General features: G+C 61.4%; 1 protein-coding gene and 1 pseudogene. Both read right to left on the reverse strand.

Annotation, left to right across the window (positions count from 1 at the left end; translation table 11 throughout):
* Positions 1–204: pseudogene (locus QHC67_RS19105) on the reverse strand (arsenical-resistance protein); the annotation flags it as partial.
* Positions 201–541 (reverse strand): ArsC/Spx/MgsR family protein (locus QHC67_RS19110; RefSeq protein ID WP_319296750.1); only part of this gene is annotated, 341 nt, incomplete at its 5' end. The gene QHC67_RS19110 and the pseudogene QHC67_RS19105, both read right to left, overlap by 4 nt.

Below are 541 nucleotides of genomic sequence, written 5' to 3' on the forward strand. Positions count from 1 at the left end.
CAGCATCGGAATGATCATCAGCCAGATCAACGCCGCCACGACGAGATTGACACGGGCGATCTCGGCCGCGGCGATAGCGGCGAAGAGGCCCGGCAGCGCATAGCCGAGCGCGATACCCACGATGATGCACAGCGCCACCCAAAGGCTCAGATAGCGTTCGAAACCGCTGATCGCCGGTTTGGTCGGCGCGTTAACAGCGCTCATCCCTCGACCCTCTTGCCAGCGGCATCGATAACACGCTGACCATCCTCTTTAGTGAAAGCGCCGCGCTGTTGGCTCGGCAACAGATCGAGCACTTCCTCTGAGGGTCGGCACAATTTGACGCCCAGCGGCGAGACGACGATCGGCCGGTTGATCAGGATCGGGTGTGCGATCATCGCGTCCAACAGCTCGTCATCGCTCAACGCAAGATTGGCGAGGCCGAGCTCGTGATAGGGTGTGCCCTTCTCGCGGAGCAGATCACGGGGCGTGATTCCCATGCGCCCGATCAGCGAGGCGAGCCGCGTTCGGTTCGGCGGCGTTTTGAGATATTCGATGACAT

It is taken from the genome of Sphingobium sp. (genome assembly GCF_033795625.1).
Taxonomy (GTDB): domain Bacteria; phylum Pseudomonadota; class Alphaproteobacteria; order Sphingomonadales; family Sphingomonadaceae; genus Sphingobium.